We start from the raw sequence: 25,010 nt of genomic DNA, 5'->3' as shown, positions 1-25,010 counted from the left end.
CCGTCCAGCTAAGCACGGCGGCGTCGCTGACCTGCGCCGGGGCCCGGTGCACCGCTCCCCGCAGCGGCGCCCGGGCGGCTGCCGGCGGTGAAAACCCGCAGGCTCACCGCCCGTGCGCCGCCTACGCTGCAAAGCCATGGACCCAACCGGCGCCCCCTCCCCCGCAGTGCTCGCCTCCTTCGGGGCGAGCGATCCCGCCGTGCCGCTGCCGGGCGGGCAGGGCACGACCTGGCGCGCCGGCGGGGTCGTGCTCAAGCCCGCCGCGGCGGCCGAGACGGCTTGGCGCGCGGGCGTCCTGCGGCACGTGCCCGAAGACGCGGGCTTCCGCGTCGCCCGCCCCCTCCCGGCGATCGACGGCTCCTGGTCGAAGGGCGGCTGGGAGGCGTGGGCGCACGTGGCGGGCGAAGCCGATCCGCACCGGGCGGACGACGTGATCCGCGCGGGCGAGGCGTTCCACGCGGCGATCGCCGGACTGCCGCGCCCCCGCTTCTTGGACGCACGGGACCACCCCTGGGCGCGGGCGGACCGGCTGGCCTGGGGCGAACGGGCGCCGGCGCCCGACGGCCCGGGCGCGGACCTGCTGGGGCCGCTGCTGGCGGCGCGCGAGCCGGTGTCCGTCCCGGCGCAGTTGGTGCACGGAGACCTGCTGGGCAACGTGCTGTTTGAACCGGGTCGACCGCCCGCGGTCATCGACTGGGCGCCCTACTGGCGGCCGGCGGCCTGGGCCGCCGCGGTGGTCGCGGTGGACGCGGTGTGCTGGTGGGGCGCCGAACGGTCCCTGTTGGTGCGCTGGTCGCACCTGCCGCAGTGGCGGCAGATGCTCGTGCGCGCCCTGGCGTTCCGGATCGCGACGCACGCCGAGCCGCTGTCGCCGCCGGAGCAGGTCGCGTACGCGAAGGCGTCCGCCTGGGTTCTCTGAGCGGACGACCGACACCCGGGCCGCGCCCGGGTAGTCCCGTGCGTTTCCCCGCGCCCCCGACACCGTGCCCTCTGCCTTCAGACTCAGTGTCGGGGAAGCACAACAGGGGGCGCTGGGGGTCCCCCCGTGCCCGTAGGGCACAGGGGGCGGAACTGCGCGACAAGCCCACCACCGGCCGGTGGCGACCAACGCAGCCCCTGGGGAGACGGCGGCTACGTCCAAGAGGCACTGGAACGTGCGCGGGACCTTGCGGACACGCCCCAGACGCGGTCGGTCCCCCGTCGGGGCGCGCCGGCCCGCGGAAGGATCGGGCGCCGCCGGTTGTTGATCCGGGCGGATAGCGTTGGTCCGCAGGGACCGGGCAGCGGCCCGGTCACGGCGTCTGGCAGGCGGAGGAGTACGGTGCACGGCGAATACAAGGTCCCGGGCGGCAAGCTGGTCGTCGTCGACGTCGAGCTCGACGACGGAGGGCGACTCAAGGACGTCCGGGTGAGCGGGGACTTCTTCCTGGAGCCCGACGACGCCATCGAGCGGATCGACGCCGCCCTGGAGGGCGCCCCGTCGGACACCGACACCGCCGGCCTCAAGGCCCGCGTCGAGGGCGCGCTGCCCCCGTCGGCGGTCCTCTTCGGCTTCACCGCGGAGAGCGTCGCGATCGCCGTGCGCCGGGCGCTGGCCCAAGCCACCGACTGGAGCGACTACGACTGGCAGCTCATCCACGAGCCCCCGCAGCCGCCCGCCCTCCACATGGCGCTCGACGAAGTGATCACCGCCGAGGTCGCGGCCGGCCGGCGCCCGCCGACGCTGCGCGTCTGGCAGTGGGACTCCCCCGCCGTCGTCATCGGCAGCTTCCAGTCCCTGCGCAACGAGGTGGACCCCGAGGGCGCGGAACGCCACGGCGTGACCGTGGTGCGCCGCATCTCGGGCGGCGGCGCGATGTTCGTGGAGCCGAAGAGCACCATCACGTACTCCCTGTCCGTGCCCGAGGCCATGGTCTCCGGCCTCTCCTTCGCGGACTCCTACGCCTACCTCGACGACTGGGTCCTCGGTGCGCTCGGCGACATGGGCATCCGCGCCTGGTACCAGCCGCTCAACGACATCGCGACCGAGGTCGGCAAGGTCGCGGGCGCGGCGCAGAAGCGCATGGTCGGCCCGGACGGCGGCGCCGGCGCGGTGCTGCACCACGTGACCATGTCGTACGACATCGACGCGGACAAGATGACCGAGGTGCTCCGCATCGGCCGCGAGAAGCTCTCCGACAAGGGCACCAAGAGCGCCAAGAAGCGCGTCGACCCGCTGCGGCGCCAGACCGGCCTGCCGAGGGAGGCCGTCATCGAGCGCATGATCGAGTCCTTCCGCAGCCGCTACGGCCTGTCGGAGGGCCGCCTCACCCCCGAGGAGACGGCCCGCGCGCAGGAACTGGTGCGCACCAAGTTCGCGAGCGAGGAGTGGACCGCGCGGGTCCCGTAGGCCGCGCCCTCGGTCGTGCCGTGGCCGCGGCGGACAGCGCCCGCGCCCACCTGCCTTGGACGGGGCCGCCGCTTCCCCACGGAAGCGTCGACTCCGTCCAGACGCACCAGGGAGCGCGGGCCGGCTCAGTGCCCCTCGCACTGCGTCGGGTCGGGCGCGCCCGGTGGGTTCTTGATGCCGATGAGTTCGGCCAGGTTCTTCTTGTACATCAGCTCCCAGCCCTCCTTGTCCGCCAGGATCTTCCGCAGTGCGGAGCACACCTCGGCCTTCAGGACGGCCTGTCCGGGGAGCATCGCCACGCCGTAGTCCTCGGTGCCCTTGATGTTGTCCAGCCGGCGCACCTTGCCCGGGTTCTTCTTCGCGTAGCCGGCGAGGATGACGTCGTCCGAGGCCACCGCGTAGACGTCCGTCTTCTTGTCCAGCAGTTGTTCCAGGCAGCGCTGGTAGGTGGCGGGCGGCGACTTCATCATGGTGAAGCCGAGTCCGGGCAGCACCTTCCCGTACGTCGAGTCCCGGGCGGTGCACACCTCCACGCCGCGCTTCTTCAGATCGCTGGAGTCGTTGATCGTGTACTTGCTCGACTTCTCGCGCACCAGGAAGCCGCGGCCGGCCGTGTAGTACGGGCCGGCGAAGTCGACTTCGCCGTCCGTCCGGATGCTGTACGAGGCGACGACGAGGTCCACCGTCTTGTTCTTGAGATAGCTGCTCCGGTTCTCGGTGGTGACCGGGACGAGCTCGACGTCGGCCTTGTCCGTGTACCCCATGTGCGCGGCGACCGCGTAGGCCACGTCGATGTCGTAGCCCTCGTACGCGTCCTGCGTGCCCTTCACCCGCTCGCTCAGGCCGGGCTGATCGTCCTTCACGCCGATCCGCAGCTTGGGGTTCGACGCCTTCCACTTCTGCGCCGCGCCGCCCTCGCCCCGGCCGTCCGAACCGACGGCGTCACCGGACTTGTCCTCCTTGCCGGAGCCGGTGCCGTTCGCCACGAGCCAGCCGGCGGTGGTCAGCAGCGCCACGCACAGGGCCGCCGCCAGCACCTTCGGTCTCCTCCCCGGGCCGGATCTCGGACGCTGCTGCGCGGAAGCCGCGGGGTCCGGGGCGGGCTCGGCCCGGGACGGCGCGCCGGCGCCGGTGCCCCGCGGCTCGGACGCCGGTACGGACACGGGCGGCGGGACAGCAGCCGGCGGGGTCGCAGCGGGCGGGTCGCTCAGCACCTCGCGCAGCATCGCGTCCGCCGTCGCCGCGTCCAGTCGCCCATTGGGATCGGTGCGCAGCAGCCCCCGGATCACCGGCGCGAGCGGACCGGCGTACTGCAGGACCGGGTTCGGCGACTGGAGGACGTTCTCCTGGACCTCCCAGACCTCGTTACCGGCGAAGGGGAGGCGGCCCTCGACCATCTGGTACAGCGTGATCCCCAGCGACCACAGGTCGGAGGCGGGGGTGGGGCCGCGGGAGCCCGGTGCGAAGAGTTCCGGCGCCATGTACGGGGGCGTGCCGATGACCCCGCCGGACCGGGTCACCGGGGTGGCGCCCTCGAACGTCGCGATCCCGAAGTCCACCAGGATCACGTGCCCGTCGTCCCGGACCAGCACGTTGCCCGGTTTGACGTCGCGGTGGACGACCGACGCCGCGTGCACCGCCCGCAGTCCCTGGAGGACCTGGAGGGCGATGTCCGCCGCCTTCGGCACGGCGAGCACCCGCTGACTGCGCAGCAGGGTTCCCAGCGACCCGGCGTCGAGCAGCTTCATCACGATCCAGACCTGGTTGTCGGTCTCGATCTGGTCGTGGACCGTCACCACGTTCGGATGCTCGATCTTGGCGATCGCCTCCGCCTCCCGGCGCGCCCGCGCCATGGCCGCGGCCTGGGTGTCGGCGGTCATCGTGCTCCGGTCGAGCAGGCCCTTGACCGCGACGAACCGACGCAACCGCAGGTCACGGGCGCGCCACACCTCGCCCATGCCGCCGCTGCCGACCTGTTCCAGCAGCTCGTACCGTCCGTCGATCACCACGTTCGGACGGCCGGGCGCCGGCGGGGCTCCCTCGGACGGCGTCCGGGGCCACCTCTGCGTCCCCCCGGACTCCGCGTGCTGGGGGGAGTTGCCCGCCCACTGGTCACCGGGTCCCCCGCCGGCCCCGTCCCTGTCTTCACCTTGCATGTGCCCCCCTTGCAACCTGGACCAGGCAACAGTAGACGCTCAGTCAAAGGTGCGCAGAGGGAGGTGAGATGAGAGATTCGCGAGTGCGCGACAAACACCACTCGGACGCTTCGGGCGCTCTCGATGCCCCCTTGACCGGAGCCCGGCGGGGGCTCAGCCGATGCGGGTCCCCGCGCCGCTGACGCGGACGCGCGGGTCATCGGCGCGCAGCGTCACCGTGAGCTCGCCGGGGCGCCCCAGGTCCTCGCCCTGGTGCAGGGTGAGGACGGCTTCCGCGGGGACCAGGCCCAGTTCACGGGCGTACGCACCGAACGCGGCGGCCGCGGCGCCGGTCGCCGGGTCCTCGACGACGCCGCCGACGGGGAACGGGTCGCGGACGTGGAAGACGGCGGCCGACTCCCGCCACACCAACTGGAGGGTGGTCAGGTCCAGGCGGTGCATCAGGGCTTCGAGGCGTGCGAAGTCGTACGCGAGGTCCGCGAGGCGCGTGCGGGTCGCCGCCGCGAGGACGAGGTGGCGGGCGCCGGCGAAGGCGATGCGGGGCGCGAAGGCCGGGTCGAGGTCGGCGGCCGGCCAGCCGAGCGCGGCGAGCGCCTCCGCCAGGTCGGCTTCGGCGATCTCCTCGACGTACGGCTCGACGCTGGTGAGCGTGGCCCTGACCGTCCCGCCCTCCTTCGTCACCTCCACCGGCACGGTGCCGGCGCGGGTCGCGAAGACCAGCTTCCCGGGGCCCGTCCGCTCGGCGAGGGCGACGGCGGTCGCGACGGTGGCGTGCCCGCAGAACGGCACCTCGGCCTTGGGGCTGAAGTAGCGGATGCCGTACGCCCGTCCGTCCTGCCCGCCGAGCCCCTCCGGGGGCGCGGTCAGGAACGCGGACTCCGAGTATCCGAGGTCGGCGGCGATGGCCAGCATGTCGCCGTCGTCCAGGGCGGTGGCGTCCAGGACGACGCCCGCGGCGTTTCCGCCGTCGGGGTCGCTGGAGAAGGCGGTGTAGCGCAGGACCTCGGGCCGGGGCGCGTTCGTCGTCATGTCGGTGGCAACCGGGGACCGTCCCGCCGGTATTCCTGGTCAGCCGTTGATCGCCGGGATGATCTGCTCGCCGTAGGCGTCGATGACGCGTTCCCGCGCGTCGTGCATGGCGTAGACGGCGAACTGGTCCACGCCGAGGTCGCGCAGGGCACGGAGCTTTTCGACGTGGGCCTCCGCGGGACCCAGCAGGCAGAAGCGGTCCACGATCTCGTCGGGCACGAAGTCGGTGGACGGGTTCCCGGCGCGGCCGTGGTGGCTGTAGTCGTAGCCCTCGCGCGCCTTGACGTACTCGGTCAGCTCGTCGGGGACCGCCGACGAGTGCTCGCCGTAGCGGGAGACCAGGTCCGCGACGTGGTTGCCGACCATCCCGCCGAACCACCGGCACTGGTCCCGGGCGTGCGCCAGGTCGTCGCCCACGTACGCCGGGGCCGCGACGCAGACGGTGAGCGCGTCGGGATCGCGCCCGGCCGCAGCGGCCGCCGCGCGGACCGCGGTGACCATCCACTCCGTGAGGTAGGGGTCGGCGAGTTGGAGGATGAACCCGTCCGCCTTCTGTCCGGCCAGGGCGAGGGCCTTGGGGCCGTACGCGGCCATCCACACCGGCAGCCGGCCGTCCTCGATCCAGGGGATGCGGATCGGGTTGCCGTCGACCTGCGCCTCCCGGCCCTCCGCCAGGTCGCGGATGACGTCGATGGCCTCGCCGAGCCGTGCCAGCGTGTTGGGCCGGCGGCCCGCGACCCGCATCGCGGAGTCGCCGCGGCCGATCCCGCAGACGGTGCGGTTGCCGAACATGTCGTTCAGGGTCGCGAAGGTGGACGCGGTCACCTCCAAGGTGCGGGTGGACGGGTTGGTGACCATCGGGCCCACGTGGAGTTCCCGGGTGCCGGCCAGGATCTGGCTGTAGATGACGAACGGCTCCTGCCAGAGCACCGCCGAGTCGAACGTCCAGCCGTAGCGGAACCCGGCGCGCTCCGCCCGTTGCATCAGGTCGACGACGGCGGAGGCGGGCGGATCGGTCTGGAGGACGAGTCCGAAGTCCATGGGCCTGACCCTTCGTGTGGATGCGCGGCCCCTGGGCGGGCCCGGCTTGCGGGGCGGTGTCGGCGGGGGCGTCAGCGGAGGTACTGGCAGGTGCCGCGCGGCACGTACTGGCCGTGCCCGGCGCGGCCCACGTACTCCCGCCGGTCGATGACGACCTCGCCGCGCGAGAGCACCGTCTCCACCTGCCCGGTGATCCGCCTGCCCTCGTACGCGGAGTAGTCGACGTTCATGTGGTGGGTCGCCGCCGAGAGGGTCTGCTCGACCGTCGGGTCGTAGATCACCACGTCGGCGTCGGCGCCGGGCGCGATGGTGCCCTTCTTCGGGTACAGGCCGAACATCCGCGCCGGGGCGGCGCAGGCGATCTCGATCCAGCGGCGGCGGCTGATGTGCCCGTCCAGCACGGCCTGGTGGAGCAGGTCCATCCGGTGCTCCACCCCCGGCAGCCCGTTCGGGATCTTGGAGAAGTCGTCCCGCCCCAGTTCCTTCTGGCCGACGAAGCAGAAGGGGCAGTGGTCGGTGGAGACCACCTGGAGGTCGTCGGTGCGCAGCCCGCGCCAGAGCGCCTCCTGGTGCTCCCGGGGCCGAAGCGGCGTGCTGCACACGTACTTGGCGCCCTGGAAGTCCGGCTCGGCGAGGTCGTCGGTCGACAGGAAGAGGTACTGGGGGCACGTCTCGCCGAAGACGGGCAGCCCCTTGGCGCGGGCGGCGGCGATCTCGGCCGCCGCCTCGTCGGCGGAGACGTGCACGACGTACAGCGGCGCACCGGCGACCCGGGCCAGTTGGATCGCGCGGTGCGTGGCCTCCGCCTCCAGCAGCACCTTGCGCACCTCGCCGTGGTACCGCGGGTCGGTGTGCCCCGCCGCCAGCGCCTGTTCCACCAGGACGTCGATGGCGATGCCGTTCTCGGCGTGCATCATGATCAGCCCGCCGTTGTCCGCGGAGCGCTGCATGGCGCGCAGGATCTGCCCGTCGTCGCTGTAGAAGACCCCGGGGTAGGCCATGAAGAGCTTGAAGGAGGTGATGCCCTCCTCCACCAGCCGGTCCATCTCCTTCAGCGACCGCTCGGTGACGTCGGAGAGGATCATGTGGAAGGCGTAGTCGACGGCGCACTTGCCGTCCGCCTTGGCGTACCAGGCGTCGAGCCCGGCGTGCAGGGAGCGCCCCTTGGTCTGTACGGCGAAGTCGACGATCGTCGTCGTTCCGCCCCAGGCCGCGGCCCTGGTCCCGGTCTCGAAGGTGTCGGAGGCGAAGGTGCCGCCGAAGGGCATCTCCATGTGGGTGTGGGCGTCCACGCCGCCGGGGACGACGTAGCGGCCGGCGGCGTCGATCGTGCGGTCGGCGGTCCAGCCCTCAGCGACGGTGGAGCCGTGCGCGGCGAGCGCGGCGATGCGGCCGTCCTCCACCAGGACGTCGGCGTGGGTCTCCTCCGCCGCGGTGACGACCAGACCGCCGCGGATCAGGGTGCGGGTGCTGCTCATGACTGGTGCGCTCCCTTTCGTACGTGGACCTGCGGTGCGGGTGTGGGCGTACGGTGCGGACGGGACGTCAGAGGGCGTGCAGGGCCTGTTCCAGGACGGCCGCGCCCTCCTCCGCTTCGGCGACGGTGAGGGTGAGCGGCGGGGCGATCCGCAGGGTGCTGGTGTTGTGTCCGCCGCCCTTGCCGATGAGCAGTCCGCCTTCACGGGCCGCTTCCAGCACCGCGGATGCCGCCTCCGGGTCGGCGTGTTCCGTGCCGGGCCTGACCAGCTCGATGCCGATCATCAGGCCCCGCCCCCGCACCTCGCGCACCGCGGGCACGCCCGCGGCGGCCGCCCGCAGCCGCTCGATCAGCAGCCCGCCCACCCGTCGGGCGTTGCCCTGGAGGTCGTGGTCGAGCAGGTACGAGAGGTTGGCGAGGCCGGCGGCCATGGTGATCGGCGAGCCGCCGAAGGTGGAGATGGAGTTGGCGTCCAGGGAGTTCATGACCTCGGCGCGGGCGACGACGCCGCCGACGGACATGCCGTTGCCGATGCCCTTGGCGAAGGTGAGGAGGTCGGGCGGACCGTTGCGGCCGTGGGCCTGCCAGCCCCAGAAGTGGTCCCCGGTCCGCCCCCAGCCGGTCTGCACCTCGTCGGAGATCCACAGCACCCCGTGCCGGTCGAGGACCTCGCGGAACGCGGCGTACAGCCCGTCGGGCGGCGAGGTGAAGCCGCCAACACCCTGGACGGGTTCGGCGATCAGCGCGGCGGGGGCGCGGGCGTGGCCGAGCAGGTCCTCCAGGTCGGCCACGCAGGCGTCGACGAAGCGCTCGTCCGTGAGTTGGGCGTACGGGCCTCGGGTGCGCACCCCGCCGTGGACGTACAGCCGTTGCAGCGGGGACAGGCTCGTCGGCGACCAGCCGCGGTTGCCGGTGATGGACACGGTCGAAAAGGAGCGGCCGTGGTAGCTGTTGCGCATCGCCAGGACCTGGTTGGTGCCGCGGTGGGCGGTGGCGAGCAGCAGTGCGGCGTCGTTGGCCTCGGTGCCCGAGGTGGTGAAGAAGACCCGGGCGTCGGGGATGCCGGAGAGCGTCGCGATCCGTTCGGCCAGCTCCACCATCGGCCGGTTGAGGTACAGCGTGGAGGAGTGCACGATCCGCGCCGCCTGGTCGGCCACGGCCTTGGTGACCTCGGGCAGGGCGTGCGCGGTCATGGTGGTGAGGATGCCGCCGAAGAAGTCGAGGTAGCGGTTGCCGTCCGCGTCCCAGACGTGCCGGCCCTCGCCGTGGGTGATCTCGATGGGGCGGCGGTAGTAGAGGGCGAGCCAGTCGGGCAGCACGGCCCGGTGCCGGTCGTGCAGCGGGGTGGCGGAGTCGGTCACGGCTGCACCAGCCCTTCGTAGGCGTCGGGGCGGCGGTCGCGGTAGAAGGCCCACTGCTGGCGGACCTCGTCGATCAGGTCGAAGTCGAGGTCCCGGACGAGCAGTTCCTCGTCCTCGTCGCTGGCGAGGTCGCCGACGAACCGGCCGCGCGGGTCGACGAAGTAGCTGCTGCCGTAGAAGTCGTTGTCGCCGTACTCCTCGCGGCCGACGCGGTTGATGGCGGCGACGAAGTACTCGTTCGCCACGGCCGCCGCCGGCTGCTCCAGTTGCCAGAGGTAGGCGGACAGGCCGCGGGAAGTCGCGGAGGGGTTGTAGACCAGTTGGGCACCGCCGAGGCCGAGCTGTCGCCAGCCCTCGGGGAAGTGCCGGTCGTAGCAGATGTACACCCCGACCTTGCCGACCGCGGTGTCGAAGACGGGCCAGCCGGCGTTGCCGGGGCGGAAGTAGTACTTCTCCCAGAACCCCTTGACCTGGGGGATGTGGTGCTTGCGGTACTTGCCCAGGTAGGAGCCGTCGGCGTCGATGACGGCGGCGGTGTTGTAGTAGAAGCCGGCGCCCTCGATCTCGAACACCGGGACCACGATCACCATCCCGGTCTCCCGGGCCAACTCCTGCATCCGCCGCACCGTGGGTCCGTCGGGCACGGGTTCGGCCCAGCGGTAGTGCTCGGGCTCCTGCACCTGGCAGAAGTAGGGGGCGTTGAAGACCTCTTGGAAGCCGATGACCCGGGCGCCCTGCTCCGCGGCGGTGCGGGCGTGCGCCTCGTGTTTGGCGATCATCGACTCCGTGTCACCGGTCCAGGTCGCCTGGACGAGTGCGGCGCGTACGACATGGGCCATCTGCTGCTCCTTCGGCCGGGCGTCGGCGAGCGTCGACCGGCCGGCCGCAACGGCCCGTCGCGACGGCGCGTCGCCTCTACGCACGTAGACGCGGAACGTAGATGGAGAACGTAAGCCCCGTCACACACGGGGGCAAGACCATCGCAGCGAACGGGGGGCGCCGATCGCGTTTCACCCGGACGCCGGACCGGGGGCCGTCCCGCCCTCGGTCCCCGCCCTCGGTCCCCGCCCTCAGGCGCCGGCCGCGTCGTCGCCCAGCGTGACGGCGATGCCGGTGTGCGGGGTCCTGCCGCGCCGTACGAGCCGGGCCGGCAGGTCGACGAAGGTGAACTGCCAGCCGTACTTGCGGGCGATGAGCGCCCGGACGGCGTCGGTGCCGGAGCGGTCGAGGAGGACGGCGGTGCCCTGCGCGGTGAGCGCGCCGTCCGCGACCCTGCCGCGCACGTCGCAGACCGCGACGGAGACCCGGTCGTCGTGGCGCAGCCGCTTGACCTTCCACGAGTCGCTGTTGGTCCAGACGTACAACTTCCCCGCGTCCTCGGCGAACCAGACGGGGGTGGCGACGCCGGTGCCGTTCTTCCGGTACGTCGTCACACTGATGTAGCGCGCGGGGGCGAATGCGGCGGCTGCTGTCACGGGCCCGAGGGTACGCCGTGGGGGTGCGCGCCGCTCACCGGGGCGGTGGACTCCCGCGCCGCGGACAGCTCCGCCAGGTGTTCGCGCGCCCAGGCGCACGCCACGTCCAGCGGACCGACCGCGGACCGGCCGAGCGCGGTGAGCCCGTACTCGACGCGCGGCGGGCTCTCCTCGTACGCGGTGCGGCTGACGAAGCCGTTGCGCTCCATCGCCCGCAGCGTCTCGGTGAGGACCTTGGGGGTGATCCAGTGCAGCGGCACCCGCAGTTCCCCGAAGCGGCGCGGACCGTCCTCCAGACAGCGCAGCACCAGGGCGGACCACTTGTCCCCGAAGCGGAAGGGCTGGACGGGGGCCAGGCAGGCGTCTTCGAACATGTCCCGGCGCAGGGGTTCTCGTACGGCGTCCATGCCCCCATGCTCCCCCACGGCGGCGGGCGTTCGCGTCGGTACCGTTGAAGTAACCGGAGGGTGCCGCCGTACGGTCGCCGCCATGACGCACACACATGAGACGGGCAGCAGGTCCGACGGCGGGGCGGGGGTCGTCGTCTTCGGGGCGGGGGGCCGGGTCGGCCGGGCCGCGGTCGCGGAGGCGGTGCGCCGCGGTCACCCGGTCACGGCGGTGGTACGGGACCCTGCGCGGCACCGGGACCTCGCGGGCGACGGGGTCGTCGTGGCGCGGGGCGACGCGACGGACGCGGCGTCGGTGGCGGCCCTCGCACCGGGGCACCTGGCGGCGGTCAATGCGGTGGTCCGGTTGGACGTGAGCGCCGAGGAGTTCTTCGTCGCCGCGGCGAAGGCGATGGTCAGCGGGTTGACCAGGGCGGGGGTGCGGCGGTTCTTGACCCTCGGCGTGGCGTCCACGCTTGAGGTGTCGCCGGGCGTGCGGATGATGGACGAACCGGACTTCCCCGAGCCGTACCGGGTGTTCTCGCAGGGGCACGCAGCGGAGTTCGACGCGCTGCGGGCCCTCGCGGACGCGCTGGACTGGCTGGTGGTCTGCCCGCCGCTGGAGCTGGCCGCGGAGGTCCCGAGCACCGGCCGCTACCGTACGGCCGACGGCACCCTCTTCGACGGCGGCGGCCGGATCTCCCACGCGGACCTGGCGCTGGCCCTGCTCGACGAGGTCGAGGCCCCGCGCCACCACCGCATCCAACTGGCCGTGTCCGCGTGACCGCCGGTCCCCGGGTCAGATCACGCGGAACAGGTCCGCCGCGGCGTGGACGTCGGTGAGGTCGTCGACGGCGCGGAGGTTGTCGCACAGGGCGTCCAGCGCCGAGCCGGACTCGGTGGCGCGCGGCGCGCCGATGGCGACGCCGAAGACGCGGAAGCCCAGCCGGCGCCGGACGTCCTTCCAGCCGCGCATCCACTCCTCGGTGACGTCGCACTCGTCGTCGGTGATCAGCACGATGTCGCCGCGGGCGCGCCCGGTGTCGGCGAACTCCTCCGCCAGGAGGTCACCGGCGACCGACAGCGGTGTCTGGTAGCTGGTGCCGCCGCCGAGGAAGGTCTCCGCGAAGTCGAGCACGTCGGCGACGGCGGCGGGCCGGTCGGCCGGGAAGCGGACGACGTGGTGGCGGTCGGCGGAGGAGAAGAGGATCCCCACGAAGTCCCGCTTGGCGCGGCGGGCCTGGTCCAGCAGCGCCAACGCGCACGCCTTGGCCCACGCCTCCCGGGAGACGCCGCCGGGCCCTGCCACGTACATGGAGTGCGAGGTGTCCACGCAGGCGACGATGGCGCCGCGACCGGTGGTCTGCTCGCCGCGGCTGTCGTACAGCATCAGCTCGCCGGCGGCGTAGCGGGCGGCGAACACGGCGCGCAGCTCCGGCACGCCGAGGGCGACCAGCTCGGAGGGGACGACGCGGGAGAGGTCGTCGCCGAGGGTGACGCCGACCAGTTCGCCGGTGGCGTGCTCGACCTTGCGGGCGCGTTCGCCGCTGGCCATCTGGCGGAAGCGGCCGATCAGCTCCGCCCACTGGGCGAGTCGGCTGGTGCGCAGCCGTTCGGCGAGCCGGGCCCGCTCGTCGTACGACATGCGCTCCAGCTCGCCGGGGCCGACGCCCCAGGCGCGCATCAGCTCGGCTTCCTGCCGTACCGCGCGGGCTGCCTTCGCCGCGGCGCTGCGCGCGGCGCTGCGGACGCCGGGGGCCGCCCCGGCGAGGGCCTGCGCGGCGGCGTGCGCGGCCTGCCGTGCGGCGGCCTCGGCCGCTTCGGCTGCCTCGACGGCCCGCTGCACGTCGCCGTCCTCGCCGTCGGCGGTGTCGGTGACGGCCTGCTGGAGCGCCCGGCTGACGGTGGCTGCCGTGCGGGCGGCGTCGTGTTCGGCGCCCTGCGCCTGTTCGGCCCGCGCCTGGGCTTCCTTGCTGCGCTCCAGCAGCAGGCGCAGCTCGGACGCCTGCGCGAGCACGGCGAGGGCGGCGGCGTAGGGGTCGCCGGCCGTCTCCCGCCGCAGCTCGGCGAAGCGCGGTGACTCCATCAGCGCGCTGACCACCTGGTGGTTGACCAGGTGCGAGAAGCGCATCTCGACGGGCTCCCGCACCTGCGGCACGGCCTTGTAGGCGGCGAGGAAGACGTCTCCGAGGAGGTCGGTCGCGTGGTCGTGGCGTACGGCCAGTTCCTCGGCCAGCTCGCGCAGCGCGGCGGACTGCGCGTAGGTGTCCCGCCAGGCGACGGGGTCGAAGGGGTCCGCGACGACGGCCGCAGCGTGCCGCTCGACGACCTCGGACGCCCGGGCCAGCCACGGCGCTGCGCGGCGCGCCGGACCGTCGAACCCGCTCGGTGTTCCCATCACGTCACCACGCTCCCCCACGCCCCTGCGGCCATCGATCCTAGGCGTACGCCCCTGTCCGCAGAGCCCCTGTGCGCCCCTTCCACAGCAGGCGCGGTGGCGCCGTGCGGGGTGTGCGGTGATGGCGTCTCGGCCTGTCGGTGGCTTGTCGCGCAGTTCCGCCTCCGCTGCCCAGAGGGCATGGGGGACCCCCAGCGCTCCTCAGGACCTCCACGTCCCGCCCGCGGACCAGGGACGGGGGCAGCGAAACAGGGGCGCGGGGAACTGCGCGAACAGCCGACCGCCGGGCCGCAGAGACCAACGCCACCCGCAGGGCAACCGCGGCGCGGTCCGCAGGCACGACAGGCGGGGCTCCGCGGGCAGGCGCTAGTTCTGCACCAGGCTCGCGTCCAGGCCGAGCGCTTCGGTGAGCACCCGGGCGCGGACGGCGCGCTGGCGGCCGGTGGCCCGGTCGATCGCCGCCGTGGAGCGGCCGGCGCCGGCCGCCTCCGCGCGCAGCTCCGCCAGCCGCCGGCCGGCCGTGGCGAGCTTGTTGTGGGCCTTGGTGATGACCCATTCGCTCAGCGCCTCGCGCGACTGCCCGGCCATCGCGTCGAGCTGGACCTCCAGCTCCTCGATGGCGTCGGCCAGGTCCAGCGCCTCCCGGGCGTCGGGGTTGACCAGTTGCAGCACCTCGCGCTCGACCGTCGGGCGCTCGGCCGGGGACGACCACAGCACGTGGGTGAGGACCGACAGGTCGGTCCCGGCGACCGCCGCGCGCCCGTCGAGGTAAGCGGACGCCTGGAGCAGCCCCACCGCCTGCCGCCAGCGGCGGTCGGACGCGACGAGTTCCTTCCGGCGCAGGGCGGCCCGCAGGGTGCAGATCGCGTCCACGATCTCGTCGGGCACGGCCACTGCGGGCACGTCCCGGGTCACGGCCCGCTGGAGCGCGGTGAGCTCGACCGTGGTGCGCCGCGGCGGCGTCGGGCGGCTGACGGCGGAGCGGACCAGCGCGGCGAAGTTCGACGGATCCGTGAGGTAGCCGACCTCGATGCGCACCAGCAGCCGGTCGTAGATCGCGGCCGAGTCCTCGCCGTCCGGGAGTTCGTTGCTCGCGGTGATGGCCCCGATGAGCGGGCACCGGATCGGTTCGCCGCCGCTCTCGGGGTGGTAGATCCGCTCGTTGAGGTAGCCCAGGGTCTCGTTGAGCGCGGCCGTGGAGCACTTGAAGATCTCGTCGATGAAGGCGATGTGCGCGGTCGTGGCGCGGCCGTCGTACACCTGTCGGTACTCGCCGCGGGCCAGTGCGGCGACGTCGATCGGGCCGAACATCCTGGTCGGGGCGGTGAACTTGGACAGCAGGATCTCCCAGTAGGCCGCCCCCACGACCCGGCCGGTCAGCTCCCGGGCCAGCTCGGACTTGGCGGTGCCGGGCGGGCCGAGCACCAGTGAGTGCCGTCCCGCGAGCAGGGTGACCACCAGCGTACGGACCACGTCGGCCCGTTCGTAGAAGCGCTCCGACAGCTCGTCGCAGATCGCCCGCAGCCGCCCGGCCGTGTCCGGCGCGCCGACCGCCGCCCGCTCGTCGTGCTGGCCGCTCTCGTTCGGCATGCCGTGCGCGTCCTGCGCGCCCATGGACAGACTCCTCGCCGGTGGGTGACGGACCCCAAAACCTTAGGCGGCGGCCACCGGAGCGCAGTCGGCGGCCAGCTCGTCCATGGAGAGCCCGAGGGCCACGGCGAGGGCCGCGACGGTGAAGAACGCCGGCGTCGGCGCCCGGCCGGTCTCGATCTTGCGCAGGGTCTCCGCGGAGATCCCGGCCTGCGCGGCCACGTCGACCATGCTGCGGTCGCCGCGGGCCTCGCGCAGCAGCCGACCGAACCGCTCGCCGCGTTCGTGCTCTTCAGGAGTGAGAGGGGTACGCACCATGCCGTCATTCTAATACCGGATCGACCGGTATAGTAATTGGTGCCACGGAATCGCAGAATCGCAGCACCACGGCACCACGGCGCCACGACGCCACGGCTCAGCCGGTGCCGCTCACGAAGCGACGGGCGAGTTCGCCACCGAGGCTCGCCGCCGCCGAGTGGTCCTCGATCGGGGTGGCCTTCGAGTCGCGGAACAGGACGTACGTCACATCGGACGCGACCCCGCCGGCCACCGGGTCGTCGTCCACGCCGAGCGACCTGGCCATCGCTTGCGACACCTCCCCGATCACGTCCGTGGGGCCGGTGTCCCCGACCACGCCGTAGCGCACCCGGTCGTCGTGGACGACCGCGACCACCGTGCCGCCCCGCACCCCGGACTCGGTGTGCCGCCACGTCTGGCTGGGCCCGGGCACCACGACGTAGGGCAGGGTCTCCGCGTTCAGCGGCTTGCCGTCGGACTGCCGGAAGGCGGTGTCCTCGATGAACCACGGGTCGGTCCGTGCATTGCACCGCGGCGTGGACTGGCCGTCGCAGGAGACGTCCATGTCCGCCGTCCAGTGCACCACCTCGTCCGTGCCGCAGACCGGGACGGTCGCCTCGGCACCGGCGTCCTTGCGGTACGAGCCCCGGGAGATCGGGGTGCAGTCCCTGACCTTCGCCAGCAGTTCGGCCGCGCTGACCGCGCCCTCGCGGGCTTCGCCGGCGCTGCGGGCCGCCCTGACCTCGCCGGTGTCCCGGGCGGTCGCGGTCAGGGTGGCGCGGACCGCCCGGGCTTCGCGCGATTCGCCGCCGCGGGCATCGCCGTGCGACGGCTGAGGGACGCCCGCAGACGCCCGCGGCCCGGGGGCGGCCGCCGCGAGGAGCGCCGCCGCGAATGCGGCAGTGAGGGCGATGGGGCGAGAGTGCATGGGCTGGGTCGCCTTTCTGTGCGGATACCGCGCGGAAAAGCGTCTTTACCCGATCCCGGCGCCGACCGATCCCCGGTCCGGGCGTCCGGACGGGTGGTGTCGGCGCCCATGTCGAAGGGCCCGCACGGTCGTTGAGGCCGCGCGGGCCCTTCGCACAAGAAGCCGGACGGAGTACGCCCGTACGAGGTACGGGAGGGCCGGTTACGGTCGGCCGCTGGGCCGGACGACCATCGCCGAGCCGCCGCCCCTGCGCACCTTCTCCGCCGCGGCGAGCCAGCGCCCGTCGGGCAGCCGTTCGATCCCGGTGGCCGCGCCGATCTCCTTGTTCAGCCGGAACTGATGCCCGATGCGTTCCAGTTCGCCCCTGAGCGGACCGTCCCACAGCCCCGGCTCCAGCTCCGTGGTCGCCTGGTTGCGCTGGCTGGCGCGCGGCGCCGCGATCGCCTCCACCAGCGGGAGTCCCCGGTCCAGCCGGCCCGTCAGGACCTGGAGGGCGGTGGTGATGATCGTCGCGCCGCCCGGCGAGCCGAGGGCGAGCACGGGGCGTCCGTCGTCGAGGACGATCGTCGGGGAGATCGACGACCGCGGCCGCTTGCTCGCCCCGGGCAGGTTCGGGTCGTGGACCGCCGGGTTGGCGGGGGCGAAGGAGAAGTCGGTCAGCTCGTTGTTGAGCAGGAAGCCCCGGCCCGGCACGGTGATGCCGCTGCCGCCGGTCGACTCGATGGTGAGGGTGTACGCGACGACGTTGCCCCACTTGTCGGCGGTCGTGAGGTGGGTGGTGTTCTCGCCCTCGTACGTCGTGGGCGCGGCGGCGCCGACGCTGGCGCAGGGCTTCGGGTGCCGCGGGTCACCGGGGGCCAGCGGGCTGGTCAGCACCGCGTCGTCCTTGATCAGGCAGCCGCGGGCGTCGGCGAACCGCTGGGAGAGCAGCGCCTTGGTGGGCACGTCCTCGAACGCCGGGTCGCCCACCCAGCGCCCGCGGTCGGCGAAGGCGACCCTGCTGGCTTCGATGAAGCGGTGCAGGTACGCGGCCGGGGTCGCCTTCTTCAGATCGGTGCGCTCCAGCATGTTCAGCGCCTGCCCGACGGCGATGCCCCCGGACGAGGAGGGCGCCGCGCCGTAGACGTCCAGGCCCCGGTAGCTCACCTTCGTGGGGGCGGGGCGGAGCGTTGCGTACGAGCGCAGGTCGCGCTCCGTCAGGTCGCCGGGGCGCACGACGCGGGCGGCGCCGGGCCGCACCGGGGGCGTGCGCACCGTCCGTACGATGTCGCGGGCGATGTCGCCGCGGTACAGCGCATCGGTGCCGTCGCGGCCGAGTTGACGGTAGGTGCCGGCGAGGTCGGGGTTGGTGAACGTGCTGCCGACGACCGGGAGTCGGCCGCCCGGCAGGAAGAGCTCGGCGGTGTCGGGGAAGTCCGCGAACCGGGCCTGGTTCGCCTCGGTCTGGGCGCGGAAGGTGGCGTCGACGGTGAAGCCGTCCCGGGCCAACTTTTCGGCGGGCTTGAGCAGTTGGGCCAGGGATCTGCTGCCCCAGGCCCGTAGTGCCGTCTCCCAGGTCGCCGGGGTGCCGGGGGTGCCGACGCCCAGGCCGCTGGTCTGGGCCTGGTCGAACGGGATGGGCTTGCCGTCCTCCAGGAAGAGCGCCGCGTCGGCGGAGCGGGGCGCGGTCTCGCGTCCGTCGACGGTCTGGACGGTGCCGCTCTTCGCGTCGTAGTAGACGAAGTAGCCGCCACCGCCGATGCCCGCGGAGTACGGCTCGGTGACGCCGAGGGCGGCGGCGGTCGCCACGGCCGCGTCCACGGCGTTCCCGCCGCGTCGCAGCACCTCGATGCCGGCGGCGGAGGCGTCCGCGTCGACACTGGCGACGGCGCCGCCGTGCCCGACCGCGACCGGGATCTTGGCCGGCGCAGGGGCGGGCCCGGGCGGTGCGGCCCCGGCGGCGGGCGGGGCCGCCGCGCCGAGCAAGACCGCGGTCAGCGCAGCGGCCAGCGGCGCTGTGGTCCGTACGGTGGAGCGACGCATTCGTACCTCCGATCGACACCTGTGCGCGGCAGCGTAGCGGCCGTCGCCGACCCCGTCAGGGGCGCCGCCCGCGACGGATAGCATCCGCACACATGAACGACGACATACGCAACATCGTGTTGGGGCTCGTCGCCGCCGGGATCAGCGGCTCCTTGGGGTGGTTGGCCCGCACCGCCCGCTGGCGTCGTCGGCTGGCCCGTACGCAGGACTTCTTCGGCCTGCCGGCCAACTCCCAGGCCCTGTTGGTCGTCAACCGCGAGGCAGGTCACGACAGCGCCGTGCGCCGCTACGACGTCTTCGCCCTGCTGGAGCTGTCCGGGCTGATCAAGGACTGCGGGGCGCAGATGCAGGTCATCTGGCACGACGGGGCGCATCAGGGAGTGGGCGAGCAGACGGAGTTCTGCGTCGGCGGGCCCGCGTCGAACGTACGGATGAAGGCGCACCTGCGAACTCTTCTGCCCGGTGTGCACATTGCCACGGAGGCGGAGGGGCCGCACCTCAACGCGTATCGGATCGGCTCCGAGGTGTATCCGGCGGACCGGGGCACCGAGGAGTACGCGCTGCTGGCCCGGCTCACGCCGAGCGGGCAGGAGCGGCCGGTGTTCCTGCTCTGCGGTCAGCGGTCGATCAACAACCAGGCCGCGGCCCGCTATCTCGCCCGCCATCACGCCGACTTGGCCCGCACGCACGGCGCCGACTCCTTCTGCCTGCTGCTGCGGGTCGTCAACTCCGAGGCGTACGGGCCCGATGTGGTCGAGTTGGTCGCCGACGTCACCACGGCGGCCCGGACCGCGCCGGCCCCGGCTGCTGCTGGCGACGGCAACTGACGCGCCGCGCGGGACGAAGGCCGGGTCCCCGCCGCGTCGTTGCGGCGGCGGGGACCCGCTCGGCCTCGGCGGTCCGCGCGGCGGGCAGCTGACCTTCTTCCGGTCGCCGACCGGCCGCCTTCGGGAACGGTCCGCTCGGACGGGAAGTGATCACCGGCTGCCGCCGGGGCCCCACCGGGGGGCTGGGTGGTGCCGCGGGGGCTCAGGGTTTGTCGGGGAAGGTCGGAGCGCCGTGCAGCAGCGTCCCCGGCTCCGCGGGCGCCACGTCCACCGCCTCCGTCTTCGGGTTCTTCCGCTGCCGCTTGGCCACCCAGGTGGCGAACCAGGACAGCAGCATGCACATCCCGATGTAGATCGGCGAGATCACCATCACGACCGGGATGAACGGCAGGTCGTAGTCGAGGTTGGAGGCGATCAACTTGCCCGCGTGCAGGAACTCCTCGTAGGTGATCAGGTAGCCGAGGGAGGTGTCCTTCAGCGCGACGACGAGTTGGCTGATGATGGCCGGCAGCATGGCCCGGACCGCCTGCGGCACCAGCACGTACGCCATCACCTGCGTCTTGCGCATGCCGAGCGCGTACGCCGCCTCCCGCTGTCCGCGGTCCACCGAGTTGACGCCGGTGCGGAAGACCTCGGCGAGGACCGAGCCGTTGTACAGCGTCAGCCCGGCGACCAGCGCGGGCAGCGGCTGCACCTTCAGCGCCACGAAGATGAAGAAGATCATCACCAGTACGGGCATGGCCCGGAAGAACTCCACCAGCAGGGTGGAGAGCCAGCGCACCGGCTTGTGCTCGGAGAGCCGGCCGGTGGCGAGGAGTCCGCCGAGCAACAGGGAGAGCACGGCCGCGTACGCGAACGCCTTCAGGGTGTTCCCGAGCCCCTGGAGCAGCAGTTCCTGGATCCCCTTGTACTCGAACGGCGCCCACTTCTCCGCGGTGAACTGGCCGGTGTCGAAGAGGAGGTACAGGATCCAGCCCAGCAGGGCGAGGATGGCGAGGGTCGACACGACCCCGTAGATCCGGTGGCGTCGCCGGCCGCGCGGCCCGGGGATGTCGTACAGGGCGGTGGAATCGGTCATCCGGCGACTCCGTAGCGCTTCTCCAGCACGTTGAACAGCGCACTGATGGTCAGGGTGATGATGAGGTAGCCGACGGCGATCCAGACGAAGGTCCAGATGATGTTGTAGCCCAGCTCGCTCAGCGTCTTGTAGGTGCTGAGCAGTTCGGTGACGCTGAAGGCGCCGGCGATCGCCGAGTTCTTGGCGAGCGCGATCAGGGTGGAGCCGACGGGCGGGATCACCCGGCGGAACGCCTGGGGCAGGATCACGGTGCTCAGGGTCTGACCGAAGGTCATGCCGAGGCTGCGCGCCGCCTCGCCCTGCCCCTTGTGCACGGTGTTGATGCCGGAGCGCAGCGCCTCGCAGATGAAGGCGGAGGTGTAGCAGCCGAGGGCGAGCACGGCGAACACCTCGAAGGGCAGCACGATCCCGAACCGCGGCAGGCCGAGGACGACGGCGAAGAAGAGCAGGGTCAGCGGGGTGTTGCGCAGCACGGTCACCCACACCGTGCCGAAGGCGCGCAGGGAGCCGACGGGTGCGACCCGGAAGGAGGCCATCAGGAAGCCGAGGGCGAGGGCGAGCACCGAGGAGTAGAAGGTCAGCTCGACGGTGCCGAGGAAGCCCTGCCAGTAGAGGGAGATGTTGTCGGTCAGTACGTCCATGCGCGGTGGCTCCTCCTCAGCTCGCCGGATAGCGGTCGATGGGGGGCGGCTGTGGCGCCGGTACGCCGGAGAGCCCGAGGGTGGCGTCGTACGCCTGCTTCCAGTAGCCGTTCTTCTCGCCGGCGGCCAGGGCGTCGTCGATGGCGAAGCGCAGGGCGTTGTCGGAGCGCGGGACGCCGATGCCGTACGGCTCCTGGGAGAAGGGCTTCCCGGCGATCTTCAGCTCGTCGGGCGCCTTGGCGGCGTAGCCGATGAGGATGGCGTCGTCGGTGGTGACGGCGTCGACCTGGTAGGTGAGGAGGTTGTCGACGCAGATGGAGTAGGTGTCGTAGCCGACGAGGATCGCCTTCGGGTAGTCGCTCTTGATCCGCTGGTAGGGCGTGGAGCCGGTGGCCGAGCAGACGCGCTTGCCGGCGAGGTCTTCGGGGCCGTTGATGTCGTGCTCGTCGGTCCGCACCAGCAGCGACTGCCCCGCCATGTAGTACGGGCCCGCGAAGCCGACGAGCTTCTTGCGCATGTCGTTGATGGTGTAGGTGCCGACGTAGTAGTCGATCTGGCCGTTCTGGAGGGCGGTCTCGCGGTTCGCGGAGGCGATGGTGCGGAAGCGGACTTCGTCGCGGCCGAAGCCGAGGTAGGCGGCGACCATCTTGGCGATCTCGATGTCGAAGCCCGAGTACACGCCGGTCGCCGGGTCCTTCTCGCCCAGGTAGGGCTGGTCCTCCTTGGCCCCGACGACGAGGTGGCCGCGGCTCTTGGCCTTGCGCCAGGTCGGCGAGTCGGGCAGTTGGAAGGCGGTGTTGACCTGGTAGACGGGCAGTTCGTCGGGTTGCGGCCCCTTGACGGGCGGGCTGCCCTCCTTGCCGCACGCGGCGGCGAGGACGGCGGCGAGCAGGAGTGCGAGCGCGGCGAGGGCGCGTCGGGTGCGCGGCATGGTGTCCCCCCGTCAGTGCTTGAGGATCTTGGAGAGGAAGTCCTTGGCGCGGTCACTCTCCGGGTGGGTGAAGAAGTCCTCGGGGGCGCGGTCCTCGACGATGCGGCCGTCCGCCATGAAGACCACGCGGTTGGCCGCGGAGCGGGCGAACCCCATCTCGTGGGTGACCACGACCATCGTCATGCCGTCCCGGGCGAGCTGCTGCATGACCTCCAGCACCTCGTTGATCATCTCGGGGTCGAGCGCGGAGGTCGGCTCGTCGAAGAGCATGACCTTCGGTTCCATGGCGAGGGCGCGGGCGATGGCCACGCGCTGCTGCTGGCCGCCGGAGAGCTGGGCGGGGTACTTGTCCGCCTGGGAGGCGAGCCCGACGCGGTCGAGGAGTTCGCGGGAGCGCCGGTCGGCGTCGTCCTTCTTTCGGCCGCGTACCTTCACGGGGGCGAGGGAGACGTTGGCGAGCACGGTGCGGTGCGCGAAGAGGTTGAAGGACTGGAAGACCATGCCGACGTCGGCGCGGAGCCGGGCGAGTCCCTTGCCCTCCTCCGGCAGCGGCTCCCCGTCGATGGTGATCCGGCCGGACTCGATGGCCTCCAGTCTGTTCATCGTCCGGCACAGGGTCGACTTGCCGGACCCGGAGGGGCCGATGACGACGACCACCTCCCCGCGGCCGACGGAGAGGTTGATGTCCCGCAGGACGTGCAACTGCCCGTAGTACTTGTTCACATCCCGCAGTTCGATCAACGGATCGACGACGGCCATACGCTGCCCACCCACTTGTCGCTGTGACGAGGTCAGCGCAAACTATCCACCCCCATAGGGGACTTCGCTCACGACACGCACAAAAGGGGCATAAGCCGTATTTATTGGCTGATAGATCAGCTCATCTTGGCGCGGGACGGGTACGGCCCCGCGGCACGGGCACGCAGGGCCGTACGGGTCAGGCTTCGGCCGCTTCCGCGTACACCTGGGAGAGTTCGGGCGCGCCGTGCAGCGCCCAGTCGAGCCCGGCTTCGACCACGCCGATCTCCCGGCCGGAGGCGAGCCGCACCACCGGGTGGCCGCCGGGCCACAGGTGCCAGGACGCGCCGCGGACGGTCCGTACGATCACCGTACCGAGGTAGAGCCCGGCGTCGTTCCCGAACCAGGGCAGCTCCTCCTGGTCGTCCCGCCAGCGCGGCGGTAGTTGGTCCAGGGCGGACAAGGAAGCGGGGCTGTCGTCCAGTTCGAGCCCCATCCGCTCCACCCGGACCCGCAGCAGCTCGCACTCGGCGAACAACTCCGCGATGGCCGCGGCGCGCTCGGGATCGTCCACGGCCGCGGCGAGGGCGTCCTTCCGCTCGGGACCGTGCCGCTTGAGCCAGTTGTCCAGGAAAGGGATGTTCATACCAGTCAGCCTCGCATCTTCCCCGCCGCGCGGACCACAAGGACGCGCGTCGAGGATCCCCGGGAGCGGTGAAGATCCTGCGGACCCGATCCGCGGCGGCGACCGCCCGCGCCGCCGACCCGGGCGCCGGGCTCAGACGTCGAGGTCGACCACCACCGGCGCGTGGTCGGACGCGCCCTTGCCCTTGCGCTCCTCGCGGTCCACGTAGCCGTCCTTGACGGCGGCCGCGAAGGGGGCGTTCCCGTACACCAGGTCGATGCGCATGCCGCGGTTCTTCGGGAAGGCGAGCTGGCGGTAGTCCCAGTACGTGAACGGGTGGTCGTACTTCAGGGGGCGCGGGACGACGTCCGTGAGGCCCGTCTCCCGCAGCGCGGCGAGGGCGGCCCGCTCCGGCTCGGTGACGTGGGTGCTGCCCTCGAAGACGGAGCGGTCCCACACGTCCTCGTCGGCCGGCGCGATGTTGTAGTCCCCGAGGACGGCGAACGGGAGGGCGCCCGCCGCGTCCGTCGCCACCGCCGCCTTCAGCGCGGCCAGCCACTCCAGCTTGTAGGCGTAGTGGTCGTGGGTGACCTCCCGGCCGTTCGGCACGTAGACCGACCAGAGGCGGGCCCCGCCGCAGGTGGCGGAGATCGCCCGCGGCTCCTGCGCGCCCTCGTACGCCGGGCCGCCGGGCAGCCCCTGCACCACGTCCGCCAGGCCGACGCGGGAGATCAGCGCGACGCCGTTCCACCGCCCGTCGGCGTGGACCGCGGACTCGTAGCCCAGCTCGCGCAGCTCGTCAGCGGGGAACTGCTCGGCGGTGCACTTGGTCTCCTGCACGCACAGCACGTCGGTGCCGCTGCTCTGCAACCAGGCCAGCAGCCGGGGCAGCCGGGCGGTGATCGAATTGACGTTCCACGTGGCGATCCGCATGGCGAGAAGCCTACTGCCGGGGTGTGACAATCACCGTCCGCCGGGGGGCGGGGCGCTCACAGTTCCCGTACGTCGCCGGGGGCCAGCCGCCGGTGCTCGGCCCGCCCGAGCGTGCTCACGTGCCGGTCGTAGATGGGCCGGGCCAGCTCCGTCAGCAGGGCGTCGTGGACGTCGATCGTCAGCCGCGGCCCGACCTCGCGCACGTAGTCGATCACCTCGGAGATCTTGTTCCAGGGCGCCATCACCGGCAGCATCAGCGTGTCCACCGGGCGCTCGGGCACGGTCAGGGCGTCGCCGGGGTGGAAGACGGCGCCGTCGACGAGGAAGCCGACGTTGGTGACCCGCGGCAGGTCCGGGTGGATCACGGCGTGGAGTTCGCCGTGCACCTCGACGTCGAAGCCGGCCGCGGTGAAGGCGTCGCCGTGGCCGACCGTGTGCACCCGGCCGGGGTACGCCGCGGCGAGTTCGGCGGCGACGCTCCGCAGCGTCCACACCTGCGCACCGGCCTCCAGCGCGGCCCGCAGCCGGCCCTCGTCGTAGTGGTCGGGGTGCTCGTGCGTCACCAGCACGGCGTCCGCCCCCGCGGCGGCGTCCTCCTCGCTGAAGGCGCCGGGGTCGACGACGAGGGTGGCTCCGTCCTTCTCCAGCCGGATGCAGGAGTGCTTCTTCTTGGTCAGCCTCATGCGCC

The 25,010-nt window shown here is 72.5% G+C and carries 24 protein-coding genes; 4 read left to right on the top strand and 20 right to left on the bottom strand.

Going from position 1 to position 25,010, the window contains the following annotated elements; genetic code table 11:
- Positions 1 to 136: 136 nt before the first annotated feature.
- Positions 137 to 919 carry a TIGR02569 family protein gene (locus ACH4E8_RS31470; RefSeq protein WP_398454769.1) on the top strand — a complete coding sequence of 261 codons (783 nt, stop codon included), beginning with the start codon at positions 137 to 139 and terminating at the stop codon, positions 917 to 919.
- Between the two features lie 402 nt (positions 920 to 1,321).
- The gene (locus tag ACH4E8_RS31465) at positions 1,322 to 2,389 is read left to right on the top strand and encodes a lipoyl protein ligase domain-containing protein (RefSeq protein ID WP_398454768.1); all 1,068 of its coding nucleotides are present in this window, start codon (positions 1,322 to 1,324) and stop codon (positions 2,387 to 2,389) included.
- A 125-nt stretch (positions 2,390 to 2,514) separates the two neighbouring features.
- Here ACH4E8_RS31465 and ACH4E8_RS31460 read toward each other — a convergent pair whose 3' ends face one another.
- The 8 genes from ACH4E8_RS31460 to ACH4E8_RS31425 form a co-directional block, all read right to left on the bottom strand.
- Positions 2,515 to 4,545, bottom strand: coding sequence for a serine/threonine-protein kinase (locus ACH4E8_RS31460; protein ID WP_398454766.1), 2,031 nt, complete (start codon positions 4,543 to 4,545; stop codon positions 2,515 to 2,517).
- A 153-nt stretch (positions 4,546 to 4,698) separates the two neighbouring features.
- A complete protein-coding gene (locus tag ACH4E8_RS31455; protein WP_398454764.1) occupies positions 4,699 to 5,574 on the bottom strand; it encodes a PhzF family phenazine biosynthesis protein in 876 nt (291 codons plus the stop codon).
- 39 nt (positions 5,575 to 5,613) lie between these two features.
- Entirely contained in the window at positions 5,614 to 6,615 is a 1,002-nt protein-coding gene (locus ACH4E8_RS31450; RefSeq protein ID WP_398454762.1) for a TIGR03842 family LLM class F420-dependent oxidoreductase, read from the bottom strand.
- Positions 6,616 to 6,686: 71 nt separating this feature from the next.
- Positions 6,687 to 8,093, bottom strand: a complete 1,407-nt coding sequence (gene hydA / locus ACH4E8_RS31445) for a dihydropyrimidinase (RefSeq protein WP_398454761.1) — start codon at positions 8,091 to 8,093, stop codon at positions 6,687 to 6,689.
- A gap of 67 nt (positions 8,094 to 8,160) precedes the next feature.
- The gene (locus tag ACH4E8_RS31440; protein WP_398454760.1) at positions 8,161 to 9,453 is read right to left on the bottom strand and encodes an aspartate aminotransferase family protein; all 1,293 of its coding nucleotides are present in this window, start codon (positions 9,451 to 9,453) and stop codon (positions 8,161 to 8,163) included.
- Entirely contained in the window at positions 9,450 to 10,292 is an 843-nt protein-coding gene (locus ACH4E8_RS31435; protein WP_398454759.1) for a nitrilase-related carbon-nitrogen hydrolase, read from the bottom strand. Before ACH4E8_RS31435 ends, ACH4E8_RS31440 begins: the two co-directional genes overlap by 4 nt.
- Before the next feature lie 231 nt (positions 10,293 to 10,523).
- On the bottom strand, positions 10,524 to 10,928 hold the full coding sequence (locus ACH4E8_RS31430; RefSeq protein WP_398454758.1) for a PPOX class F420-dependent oxidoreductase: 405 nt from the start codon (positions 10,926 to 10,928) through the stop codon (positions 10,524 to 10,526).
- Positions 10,925 to 11,335 (bottom strand): winged helix-turn-helix transcriptional regulator, encoded by a 411-nt coding sequence (locus ACH4E8_RS31425; RefSeq protein WP_398454756.1) that lies wholly within the window; start codon positions 11,333 to 11,335, stop codon positions 10,925 to 10,927. The genes ACH4E8_RS31430 and ACH4E8_RS31425 overlap by 4 nt, the downstream gene beginning before the upstream one ends.
- An 82-nt stretch (positions 11,336 to 11,417) precedes the next feature.
- On the opposite strand from ACH4E8_RS31425, the gene ACH4E8_RS31420 reads away from it, so the two are divergent.
- Positions 11,418 to 12,098, top strand: a complete 681-nt coding sequence (locus ACH4E8_RS31420) for an NAD(P)-dependent oxidoreductase (RefSeq protein ID WP_398454755.1) — start codon at positions 11,418 to 11,420, stop codon at positions 12,096 to 12,098.
- A gap of 15 nt (positions 12,099 to 12,113) precedes the next feature.
- Here the strand turns inward: ACH4E8_RS31420 and ACH4E8_RS31415 are convergent, their stop codons facing one another.
- The 5 genes from ACH4E8_RS31415 to ggt form a co-directional block, all read right to left on the bottom strand.
- Positions 12,114 to 13,712: a VWA domain-containing protein gene (locus ACH4E8_RS31415; protein ID WP_398454753.1), complete on the bottom strand. Its 1,599-nt coding sequence runs from the start codon at positions 13,710 to 13,712 to the stop codon at positions 12,114 to 12,116.
- 366 nt (positions 13,713 to 14,078) lie between these two features.
- On the bottom strand, positions 14,079 to 15,302 hold the full coding sequence (locus ACH4E8_RS31410; protein WP_398454905.1) for an AAA family ATPase: 1,224 nt from the start codon (positions 15,300 to 15,302) through the stop codon (positions 14,079 to 14,081).
- A gap of 63 nt (positions 15,303 to 15,365) precedes the next feature.
- Positions 15,366 to 15,620, bottom strand: a complete 255-nt coding sequence (locus ACH4E8_RS31405; RefSeq protein WP_398454752.1) for a helix-turn-helix domain-containing protein — start codon at positions 15,618 to 15,620, stop codon at positions 15,366 to 15,368.
- Positions 15,621 to 15,717: 97 nt separating this feature from the next.
- Complete coding sequence (locus ACH4E8_RS31400) at positions 15,718 to 16,527, bottom strand: glycoside hydrolase family 75 protein (protein WP_398454751.1); 810 nt, start codon at positions 16,525 to 16,527, stop codon at positions 15,718 to 15,720.
- Positions 16,528 to 16,728: 201 nt separating this feature from the next.
- Positions 16,729 to 18,549 (bottom strand): gamma-glutamyltransferase, encoded by a 1,821-nt coding sequence (gene ggt / locus ACH4E8_RS31395; RefSeq protein ID WP_398454749.1) that lies wholly within the window; start codon positions 18,547 to 18,549, stop codon positions 16,729 to 16,731.
- A 92-nt stretch (positions 18,550 to 18,641) separates the two neighbouring features.
- On the opposite strand from ggt, the gene ACH4E8_RS31390 reads away from it, so the two are divergent.
- Complete coding sequence (locus tag ACH4E8_RS31390) at positions 18,642 to 19,376, top strand: hypothetical protein (RefSeq protein WP_398454748.1); 735 nt, start codon at positions 18,642 to 18,644, stop codon at positions 19,374 to 19,376.
- A gap of 202 nt (positions 19,377 to 19,578) precedes the next feature.
- Here ACH4E8_RS31390 and ACH4E8_RS31385 read toward each other — a convergent pair whose 3' ends face one another.
- From ACH4E8_RS31385 to ACH4E8_RS31355, 7 genes are all read right to left on the bottom strand, one after another.
- The gene (locus tag ACH4E8_RS31385) at positions 19,579 to 20,454 is read right to left on the bottom strand and encodes an amino acid ABC transporter permease (protein WP_398454746.1); all 876 of its coding nucleotides are present in this window, start codon (positions 20,452 to 20,454) and stop codon (positions 19,579 to 19,581) included.
- Positions 20,451 to 21,095 carry an amino acid ABC transporter permease gene (locus tag ACH4E8_RS31380; protein ID WP_361957322.1) on the bottom strand — a complete coding sequence of 215 codons (645 nt, stop codon included), beginning with the start codon at positions 21,093 to 21,095 and terminating at the stop codon, positions 20,451 to 20,453. Before ACH4E8_RS31380 ends, ACH4E8_RS31385 begins: the two co-directional genes overlap by 4 nt.
- 16 nt (positions 21,096 to 21,111) lie before the next feature.
- The gene (locus ACH4E8_RS31375; RefSeq protein ID WP_398454744.1) at positions 21,112 to 22,026 is read right to left on the bottom strand and encodes a glutamate ABC transporter substrate-binding protein; all 915 of its coding nucleotides are present in this window, start codon (positions 22,024 to 22,026) and stop codon (positions 21,112 to 21,114) included.
- Positions 22,027 to 22,038: 12 nt separating this feature from the next.
- On the bottom strand, positions 22,039 to 22,785 hold the full coding sequence (locus ACH4E8_RS31370; protein WP_398454743.1) for an amino acid ABC transporter ATP-binding protein: 747 nt from the start codon (positions 22,783 to 22,785) through the stop codon (positions 22,039 to 22,041).
- Between the two features lie 178 nt (positions 22,786 to 22,963).
- On the bottom strand, positions 22,964 to 23,410 hold the full coding sequence (locus ACH4E8_RS31365; RefSeq protein WP_398454742.1) for a DUF6278 family protein: 447 nt from the start codon (positions 23,408 to 23,410) through the stop codon (positions 22,964 to 22,966).
- Positions 23,411 to 23,542: 132 nt separating this feature from the next.
- A complete protein-coding gene (locus ACH4E8_RS31360; protein WP_398454741.1) occupies positions 23,543 to 24,322 on the bottom strand; it encodes an exodeoxyribonuclease III in 780 nt (259 codons plus the stop codon).
- A gap of 56 nt (positions 24,323 to 24,378) precedes the next feature.
- The gene (locus ACH4E8_RS31355) at positions 24,379 to 25,005 is read right to left on the bottom strand and encodes an MBL fold metallo-hydrolase (RefSeq protein ID WP_398454740.1); all 627 of its coding nucleotides are present in this window, start codon (positions 25,003 to 25,005) and stop codon (positions 24,379 to 24,381) included.
- Between the last annotated feature and the right edge of the window lie 5 nt (positions 25,006 to 25,010).

The organism is Streptomyces sp. NPDC017979 (assembly GCF_044328175.1).
GTDB lineage: Bacteria > Actinomycetota > Actinomycetes > Streptomycetales > Streptomycetaceae > Streptomyces.
This window is presented reverse-complemented; position numbering and strand designations above follow the sequence as displayed.